This is a genomic window from Corynebacterium sp. HMSC05C01, from assembly GCF_001807155.1.
Taxonomy (GTDB): Bacteria; Actinomycetota; Actinomycetes; order Mycobacteriales; family Mycobacteriaceae; genus Corynebacterium; species Corynebacterium coyleae.
In genome coordinates this window covers 23653-30870 of the sequence record NZ_KV787944.1, presented here as the reverse complement: position 1 = coordinate 30870, position 7218 = coordinate 23653, and the positions used below count along the sequence as shown (strand labels likewise).

10 protein-coding genes and 1 tRNA gene are annotated in these 7218 nt (G+C 61.0%); 6 read left to right on the top strand and 5 right to left on the bottom strand.

Annotated elements, in window-relative coordinates:
* Positions 1 to 129: 129 nt before the first annotated feature.
* Positions 130 to 822 (bottom strand): CPBP family intramembrane glutamic endopeptidase, encoded by a 693-nt coding sequence (locus HMPREF3145_RS02555; protein ID WP_246817472.1) that lies wholly within the window; start codon positions 820 to 822, stop codon positions 130 to 132.
* 10 nt (positions 823 to 832) lie between these two features.
* Here HMPREF3145_RS02555 and HMPREF3145_RS02550 point away from each other — a divergent pair.
* Together HMPREF3145_RS02550 and HMPREF3145_RS02545 are read left to right on the top strand one after the other, a co-directional pair.
* Positions 833 to 906 (top strand) — tRNA-Leu (locus HMPREF3145_RS02550).
* Between the two features lie 196 nt (positions 907 to 1102).
* Positions 1103 to 1567, top strand: a complete 465-nt coding sequence (locus tag HMPREF3145_RS02545) for an S-ribosylhomocysteine lyase (RefSeq protein ID WP_070421693.1) — start codon at positions 1103 to 1105, stop codon at positions 1565 to 1567.
* A gap of 5 nt (positions 1568 to 1572) precedes the next feature.
* Here the strand turns inward: HMPREF3145_RS02545 and HMPREF3145_RS02540 are convergent, their stop codons facing one another.
* Complete coding sequence (locus HMPREF3145_RS02540) at positions 1573 to 2514, bottom strand: suppressor of fused domain protein (protein WP_070421692.1); 942 nt, start codon at positions 2512 to 2514, stop codon at positions 1573 to 1575.
* Between the two features lie 98 nt (positions 2515 to 2612).
* Between HMPREF3145_RS02540 and HMPREF3145_RS02535 the strand changes: the two genes are divergently transcribed.
* Positions 2613 to 3395 (top strand): Bax inhibitor-1/YccA family protein, encoded by a 783-nt coding sequence (locus HMPREF3145_RS02535; protein ID WP_070421698.1) that lies wholly within the window; start codon positions 2613 to 2615, stop codon positions 3393 to 3395.
* Between the two features lie 105 nt (positions 3396 to 3500).
* On the opposite strand, the gene HMPREF3145_RS02530 is transcribed toward HMPREF3145_RS02535, so the two are convergent.
* The 3 genes from HMPREF3145_RS02530 to HMPREF3145_RS02520 all read right to left on the bottom strand — a co-directional run bounded on the left by HMPREF3145_RS02530 (position 3501) and on the right by HMPREF3145_RS02520 (position 5125).
* Positions 3501 to 4010: a hypothetical protein gene (locus HMPREF3145_RS02530; protein ID WP_070421691.1), complete on the bottom strand. Its 510-nt coding sequence runs from the start codon at positions 4008 to 4010 to the stop codon at positions 3501 to 3503.
* Between the two features lie 37 nt (positions 4011 to 4047).
* Positions 4048 to 4569 (bottom strand): transcription elongation factor GreA, encoded by a 522-nt coding sequence (gene greA / locus HMPREF3145_RS02525; RefSeq protein ID WP_070421690.1) that lies wholly within the window; start codon positions 4567 to 4569, stop codon positions 4048 to 4050.
* Positions 4570 to 4675: 106 nt separating this feature from the next.
* Positions 4676 to 5125 (bottom strand): DUF4307 domain-containing protein, encoded by a 450-nt coding sequence (locus HMPREF3145_RS02520; RefSeq protein WP_246815458.1) that lies wholly within the window; start codon positions 5123 to 5125, stop codon positions 4676 to 4678.
* 102 nt (positions 5126 to 5227) lie between these two features.
* Between HMPREF3145_RS02520 and mca the strand changes: the two genes are divergently transcribed.
* The 3 genes from mca to HMPREF3145_RS02505 are packed head-to-tail and all read left to right on the top strand — an operon-like array spanning position 5228 to position 7208.
* Entirely contained in the window at positions 5228 to 6109 is an 882-nt protein-coding gene (gene mca / locus HMPREF3145_RS02515) for a mycothiol conjugate amidase Mca (protein ID WP_070421688.1), read from the top strand.
* Positions 6109 to 6408, top strand: coding sequence for a hypothetical protein (locus tag HMPREF3145_RS02510; protein WP_070421687.1), 300 nt, complete (start codon positions 6109 to 6111; stop codon positions 6406 to 6408). Before mca ends, HMPREF3145_RS02510 begins: the two co-directional genes overlap by 1 nt.
* Positions 6409 to 6428: 20 nt before the next feature.
* Positions 6429 to 7208 (top strand): isoprenyl transferase, encoded by a 780-nt coding sequence (locus HMPREF3145_RS02505; protein ID WP_070421686.1) that lies wholly within the window; start codon positions 6429 to 6431, stop codon positions 7206 to 7208.
* Positions 7209 to 7218: the final 10 nt, after the last annotated feature.

Below are 7218 nucleotides of genomic sequence, written 5' to 3'. Positions count from 1 at the left end.
CATAACAGGCCTCAAGACACGAAAACAGGGCGTTTCACGCCCGTTTGCGCCGCTGCAACCACCATCACGACGCCCGATTCGATGCCTATATATAGGGCTGTATAGGGCCTGGCTGGGATTCGATCGATTTCAGAGGAGCGAGGGCAGGATCAGCAGCATTGCAATACTCCACGTCAGGTGGAGTGCGATGGGGGAGTACAGCCTGCCGGTGCGCACTGCCTCGGTATAGGCGAGCGCACCGAGGACCACTGCGGCGAACACGAGCAGCGGAACCCCCATCACGACGGTGACCAACCCGTAGGCGACCGTCGACCACACACCAGCCTGCAGCACCGTTTGTCCCATGCTTCGCAACTGGCTAGGGGCGACGTCGCGGAAGATGAGCTCCTCGCCGACGCCGTTGACCACGAGGACGAGCAGCGTCAGTGCGTACCCGCCTTTGTTGGGAGTATCCAGGATCTCTGCGACCGGTCCCGCAAGTGCGGGGATGCGGGTGACAATCAGGGCGCCGAGAAAAAAGACAACCCCAAGTGCGGTGCCTAACCCGATGCCACGTGCGACGTCGTGAAGTTTTTCTGCTCCAGTGAACGCGCCCCTGTCGCCCCACACCCACCAGGCGGCCAGGTACACGACGGCGGTAAACGCGGTGGCCCAATAGAAACCTGCGGTGCCGTCCCCAGCTTGGCGCGCGAGGAAGAGTCCGAGCGCGCCAAAAGCGCAGGGCAGAAGAAACAACCATTGCCTGGCCACGAGAGAAACTCCGTCCGGGTTCATGAGATACAGTGCGCCGGTTTCAGCATTGAGGCGCCGGGGAAGTACCATATTTCTCGGCGCCCCTATAGCCCAATTGGCAGAGGCAGCGGACTTAAAATCCGCCCAGTGTCGGTTCGAGCCCGACTGGGGGCACAATTACTAGCCCGGTAACCGGGCTACATGGCGGTATAGCAGCCGTTGACGAGGTGTCGTCGGAAAGCAAGAAGCTCACTCGCGCAGCAAGCTACGCAGCCTCGCCGATTCGGGATGCGGCAGCCGTGACCAGCACGACTCGCAACGATGAATCCAGTGATGGGAACGGGCCAGCGCGTTCAGTACAGTCGAGGCCATGACTGATCGCATGAATGTTGAATCCTTCAACCTCGACCACACCAAGGTTGACGCACCGTTTATTCGCCTCGCGGATCGCAAGGAACTTCCCCAGGGTGACACGCTGGTGAAGTGGGACATCCGCTTCAAGCAGCCGAACGTCGAGCACCTTGAGATGCCGGCAGTGCACTCCCTGGAGCACATGTTTGCCGAGCACGCCCGCAACCATGCAGACAACGTGATCGACTTCGGCCCGATGGGCTGCCAGACCGGTTTCTACCTGATGCTTTCCGGCGACGTCGCAGAGGCAGAGGTCGCTGATCTGGTGGAAAAGACGCTCACCGACATCACCAATGCCACCGAGGTGCCGGCTGCGAACGAGAAGCAGTGTGGCTGGGGCGCAAGCCACGACCTCGAGGCCGCTAAGCGCGAAGCGCAGGCGTTTCTGGACAAGCGTGACGGGTGGGGCAACGTCTTTAAGTAAGCGTCCTACGTTGTCGGGTCGATGACCTGGAACGTCAACGGCACGGTCCTCAACGCATAAGTGCCCGGCGCAGTGTCGAATACAGCGAGTAATTCGTTCGCTACGTCGGCACGGCCCGGCACGACAATGTGATCCTCGGCCAACTCCACATCGGTTGCTTTGGGGTCGAACATGAGCCAGGTGTCGTTGCGGATGAGGGCATATGACTTGCCAAACAGCAATCGGTAGCGCGCCGCCCGAAGCAGTGCGGCGGCGGCACGTTCGTCGAGGTCCACACGCCCAGCGACATCGACATCTAAATACTTGGCGGTGTTTGCGCCGATAGAGGAGCCGTCGGTGTGCGAGGCGTCGTCGAGAAGCACACGCACCTGCGGATCGCTTGACAGCGGGGCACGTGCAGGATCCGTCAACCCAAGCGGCACATGCTCGCCGAGCACGCCCGCGAACTTCACCGGATCCCACCGCAACATCCGCTCCAGATCATCTCCGACCAACCCCGCGGCGTAGGTGAACTGCACTCGCCCGGTCGGTCCCTCCGCACAGCCGAGGAGTGGATCCGCGACGAACACAAACCCCGCGAGCGAGCCAGAAGCCGACGATAAATAATGCCCAGGCTCAATCTCGACTCCGCTGCGGACCACGTTGCGAGCCATGCGTGCCAGCTGCTGCGCCGGCCACTCAGGAGGGAACACCTCATCGTCCATCGGGATGCGGAGCGTGAGCTCGGTCTGTGTGCCCGCAACGCGTTGCGACGACTCCACCTGGGACAACCCGAACGTGCAGTACAAGACGTGGGGGAGGGGGTCGTCGACAAGAAATGCGAGCACATCCAACGCTGCATAGGAAAAGGTGTAGGCCTGCGCGCCACCAGTTGCTGCAGACAACCTGTCCAGGACAAGATCGCCGCCCGTGCTCGGGCCGCGACGCCAACGATCGAACACACCCATGTGTCCAAATTCTACGCCTCGGGAACCTTTTTGAAGGTGCAAGCGTTACAACCTGTGAATAGTGGTCGCAACAAGACTCGAAAGGAATGTTGGACGACGTGAGAAGTACCAACCCGGTTCTGAAGAACCTGACCAATGAAGAACACACCGCTGGATACGGCTACGCGCCCGAAATCCAGCAGGACCGCCCGCTGACGGTCGATGACATTGTCTCCAAGACCGGCATCACCATCGCCGTTATCATCCTGTTCGCCGCCATTAACTTCGGCATTTACCTGTCCGGAAACGCCGGCGTGGGGATGATCCTGACGCTTGTTGGCGGCATCGGCGCGTTCGTGGTCACCCTGGTCCACGCGTTCTCGCGCACCTTCGGCTCCCGCACGGTGACGCTTCTGTACGCAGCCTTTGAAGGCCTGTTCCTAGGCGGATTCTCTCTGCTGATCTCCGGCTGGTTCTCCGTCGGCGGGGCTGACGCTGGCCAGATGATTTTCCAGGCCATCCTGGGCACCCTCGGCGTGTTCATCGGCATGCTCGTGGTTTACCGCACCGGCGCCATCCGCGTCACGCCGCGACTGAACCGCCTGATCACCGGCGCCATCTTCGGCGTTGTCATCATGGCGCTGGGCAACCTGCTGCTCGCTCTTTTCACCGGCCAGAACCCACTGCGTGATGGCGGCACTATGTCCATCATCTTCGGCGTCGTATGCGTGGTCCTCGCAGCTATTTCCTTCCTGCAGGACTTCGATTTGGCCGACAGGCTCGTGCGCACCAGCGCACCGTCGAACGCAGCGTGGGGCGTCGCACTTGGCCTCGCTGTGACGCTCGTGTGGCTCTACACCGAGATCCTGCGTCTGCTGTCCTACTTCGCCAACGACCGCTAGACGGCGCTGAGCGTCGTTAAGCAGCGACGCGAAACGCTGCAGACAGCAAAGCGGCCCTGTTCCAATTGGAACAGGGCCGCTACTCTTTGCGCCGATGAGAGGCGATTAGAGACGATCCGGGTTCACGGTCGCACCATCAACCGAGATGGTGGTGAACAGCAGATCGTTGTTCACAACCTGCGGAGCGCCAAGGACGACCTTGACGCCTTCCTCGCGGTTATTCGGGTCCAGGACAACACGGGTTGCGGTGCCCTCGGCCAGGTCGGCGGTCCAAGTGTCCCAGACGATGTCTTGCAGGAAATCGTTCTGGCTCTTGCAGTCGACCGTCAGCTGAGTCGGGCGCAGGAGGCCGGTCTCGCCACAGTTGTTGAAGGTCGGCAGTTCGTCCGCGGCGGCCTCGAGGGTCTCCGTCGCGGTCGCCTCGCTGGCCTCGACAACATTGGTCGCGGCGGTGGCGGAAGCACCAGCACCCTTGAGGGAGCCAGCGTCTTGGCTCGTCGCGGTGTCGATCTTCTTGTCAGACGGGTTCTCGTTCGGCGGGGTGCAGCCGGCGAGGGCGAGAGCAGCGATGGCAGCTACGCCAACCAGAGCTTTGCGGGAAGAGGTTGCAATCACAGGATGATCCTTCGCTATCGAAAAAGAACGGGTAAAACTACTTTGCACGAGGCGTTGAAGCTTTAACTGAATCATACGGCTCAGCCTTGACGATCGTGACCGAAATCTCGCGACCATTCGGAGCCGTGTAGGTACGGGTCTCGCCCTCAGCGGCACCAACGACGGCGGCGCCCAGCGGGGACTGCTCGGAGTAGGTCTCCAAATCAGCGTTGTCGGTCGACGCAGCGCGGGTACCGATGAGGAACGTCTCGCGGTCCTCCTTGTCGCCGTTGTAGTAGACGTGAACGACGGAACCGATGTGAGCGACACCTTCGACAATGCCGGTGCGCTCGGTGGTGGAGTTGGAGAGGATCTCAGAGATCTGCTTAATGCGAGCCTCTTCCTGATCCTGCTGCTCACGAGCTGCGTCGTAACCAGCGTTTTCCTTCAGGTCGCCTTCCTCGCGGCGCTCGTTGATCTCCGCGGCAATCACCGGACGGTTATCGATCAGCTGCTGGAGTTCGGCCTCCAGCTTGGCCTTCATTTCCGGGGTAATGTACTGCTGCTGGGGTTCAGCCATAGGGGTAACACCCTTCCCTCATACGTAAAACGAGCCCGCAGGCTGCGGGCGAAACTGTGCAGATATACCGCAAAAGATTAGCACATGGTAGTACGCAGCCCGTGTGCTAGCGGGCGTCGTAAAATTTGCTCTCCGGGTCCATGTAGAACGGCAGATTTTCGGAACAGCCGTAGATGCGGCCGGAAACAAGCGGTTCACGCAGCGGCAGGTCCACCGGGATGCGCTGGTGCTTCTCCCCGCCGGCGGGAAGGATGACCTCGCGGCGACCCACCTCAGCGTGGGAGTAATCCACCGCGGTGACGATGCAATAGGCCGGTACCGACGGGTCCTTGCGGGTCACGTCGATCCAAAGGCGTCCGGTTGAGTCGTCGATATGTTCCTGCGAAATAAATTCAGCGGTGACGGGACGGTCCATCCTGTCGATGATCGTTCGGGCGCCGAAGAAGATGAACGCGATGGCGATGAGCACAGCGGCGACTGCGACCACTTTGCCGCTCACGCCGTCGCTCTTGCCGGAGCTATAGCGTTGCGACGGACGGCGCACTGGAGTGGACACGGATGCAACCTCGCAATAACAAGGGGGATAGGGACTTAACTGGGATGGTACTAAGATGTTCCGAAGTTCTAACAACACCCCTACAAAAGTTGGAGAGTACGAGTGGCTGGTCTGCGTCTGATGGCGATCCACGCTCACCCGGACGATGAGTCCTCGAAGGGTGCGGCGACCATGGCGAAATACGCTGCCGAAGGGAACCGTGTGAAGGTGGTGACCTGTACCGACGGACGACGTGGGGACATTTTGAACCCTGCGATGGACCGCCCTGGGGTGCTCGAAAACATGACGGCCGTGCGCCACGAGGAGATGGCGCGTGCCGTCGAGGCGCTTGGTGTGGAACACGTTTGGCTGGGCTACGAAGACTCCGGCCTGCCCGAGGGGGACCCGCTGCCTCCGCTGCCGGAGGGGTCGTTTGCGGTCCAGGACCCGGAAGAGGTTGCGGTGAAGATCGTGGAGGAGATCCGCGAGTTCAAACCGCACGTCATCATTACCTACGACGAAAACGGTGGCTACCCGCACCCGGACCATCTCATGGTTCACGCGATTTCGATGATTGCGTGGGAGAAGGCGGGTGACGCCTCGTTTGCGCCAGAAGCCGGCGAGCCGTGGACACCGCTGAAGCTCTACTACACGCATGGTTTCATCCTCCAGCGCATGAAGCTGCTGCAAGAGGCGTTGTTCGAACGCGGTGAGAAGAGCCCCTACGAGCTCATGATCAAGCGCTGGGAGGAAGCCGAGGGGGATGTGTTTGACCGCGTGACCACCCAAGTGGAGTGCGCCGACTACTTTGGACAACGTGAGCAGGCGCTGACTGCTCACGCCACCCAGATCGATCCGGCAGGGGCGTTTTTGGCCAGCCCGGTGGCGGACCAGCAAAAGGTGTGGCCGACGGAAGAATTCGAGCTCGCACGTACCCGGGTGGAGACCACCTTGCCTGAAGATGACTTGTTTGCCGGTATCGATGCCGGTGCTGAGGAGGAGTAGTGTTCGCCAACTTCATCAACGCCGCCGCAACCGTTGATCTGGTCCTGGCGCAGTCGCCGGGGGAGACCCCGGCTGGTCCGGACTTTGGCAAGGCGTCGCCGATTGGGCTGCTGCTGCTTGTCTGCCTCGCGGTCGTTGTCTTGTCGATTGGGTATGCGTTTCACCGGCGTTTCTCCCGGTTCCGTCGTCGTCAAGCATTTGCTGAGGTGCATGGCATTGATCCTTTCGACGAGAAAGCTATCGACGAGGCCATGGCGAAGGCTGGCGTTGCCGACCAGCGTAAGAAGCGCACCTTTTAAGCCCCGCTAGAATCAACGTTGTGTCTGTCCTCTCCAAACTGCGCTACCCGCTGTACCAGCTGTACGAAGCACGACTTAAGCGTGAGCTGCGTGGAAAGAAACGCCCGAAGCACATCGCCGTGATGGCTGACGGGAACCGTCGCTGGGCTCGCGAGTCGGGGTTTAAGGACATTTCCCACGGCCACAGAGTCGGCGGCGCGAAGATTGGCGATTTGGTTCGCTGGTCTGCGGAAATGGACGTCGATGTCCTCACGATCTACCTGCTTTCCACCGAGAACCTTCAGCGCACCTCGGAGGAGGTGGAGCTGCTCTTCGACATCATCTCCGAAGTCATCGAGGACCTCGCCACCGAGGATTACACCTGCCGCGTGCGCTTGGTCGGCCAACTGGACCTGCTGCCGGACGATGTGGCAGCACGCATGCGAGAAAGCGCCGCTACCACTACCGAGAAAGCCGGGCTGACCGTGAATATTGCGGTGGGCTATGGCGGGCGCCAGGAGATCGTGGACGCGGTGCGTGCGCTTATCGACGACACCGCAGCCGCCGGCGCAACCCCCGCCGAAATCAAAGAGGCGGTGACGGTCGACTCGATTGGTGAGCACCTCTACACCAAGGGCCAGCCCGACCCAGATCTGGTGATCCGCACCTCCGGTGAGCAGCGTCTTTCCGGATTCCTGCTGTGGCAGGCCGCGTACTCCGAAATCTGGTTCACGGATACGTACTGGCCAGCGTTTCGTAAGATCGACTTCCTGCGAGCACTGCGCGACTATTCGCAGCGCTCCCGCCGCTTTGGCAAATAAAACCCTGGCG

What these genes read in the sequence shown, in the direction of transcription:
- HMPREF3145_RS02555 (WP_246817472.1), bottom strand. Translation starts at nt 822, where the DNA reads ATGGTACTTCCCCGGCGCCTCAATGCTGAAACCGGCGCACTGTATCTC.
- HMPREF3145_RS02545 (WP_070421693.1), top strand. Translation starts at nt 1,103, where the DNA reads ATGACTGATCGCATGAATGTTGAATCCTTCAACCTCGACCACACCAAG.
- HMPREF3145_RS02540 (WP_070421692.1), bottom strand. Translation starts at nt 2,514, where the DNA reads ATGGGTGTGTTCGATCGTTGGCGTCGCGGCCCGAGCACGGGCGGCGAT.
- greA (WP_070421690.1), bottom strand. Translation starts at nt 4,569, where the DNA reads ATGGCTGAACCCCAGCAGCAGTACATTACCCCGGAAATGAAGGCCAAG.